Annotated in this window: 1 protein-coding gene and 1 pseudogene; both read right to left on the bottom strand. The window is 55.3% G+C overall.

Going from position 1 to position 503, the window contains the following annotated elements; all coding sequences use genetic code 11:
* Window positions 1-114: 114 nt before the first annotated feature.
* Window positions 115-342, bottom strand: a complete 228-nt coding sequence (locus GOB93_RS21085) for a hypothetical protein (protein WP_173585292.1) — start codon at window positions 340-342, stop codon at window positions 115-117.
* A gap of 60 nt (window positions 343-402) precedes the next feature.
* A pseudogene (locus GOB93_RS21090) lies at window positions 403-503 on the bottom strand (IS5-like element ISMex42 family transposase); the annotation flags it as partial.

Here is a 503-nt window from a genome sequence, read left to right on the forward strand (position 1 = left end):
TGCGCCATATCGTCAGCCGGAAGCCACGACTTCAGATCAGGCGGCAGAAGATACGGCTGAGACCGGTCAAACGGGATGAAGCTGCTCATCTCACCACCTTACAACCTTACCCCTTCACTGGGTAACCCAACCCGACAGGCTGCTAAGGCGTAGCTTTTCACGAACGAGGTCGAGAGCGGCCATTGCTTCGCGAACGGCCGGCTTTGCCCTCACTTCCCTATCCAGCCAGTAATAGTCGTCACTTACATCAATACAACTTGATGTGATGCTGAACAGACGACTGTTGGTAACCGTAATCTCGGACGAGGTAGCCAAAACTGCCTTCGCTTCGTCGGTCGACAAGTGTTCCGATCCGACGGTACCGAATAGTCGGCGCAGGAAGCCTTCTTTGGCTAGGGCCTGTTAGGGCTTGATCCAGTCTGCTGCGGCAGCGATGTGGATGACCGCGAGGAACGACGTTGCTGTTTTTTCGTATCTGGTTGCGACAGCGCGCCACTCCTTGA

This window comes from Acetobacter musti (assembly GCF_011516835.1).
GTDB lineage: Bacteria > Pseudomonadota > Alphaproteobacteria > Acetobacterales > Acetobacteraceae > Acetobacter > Acetobacter musti.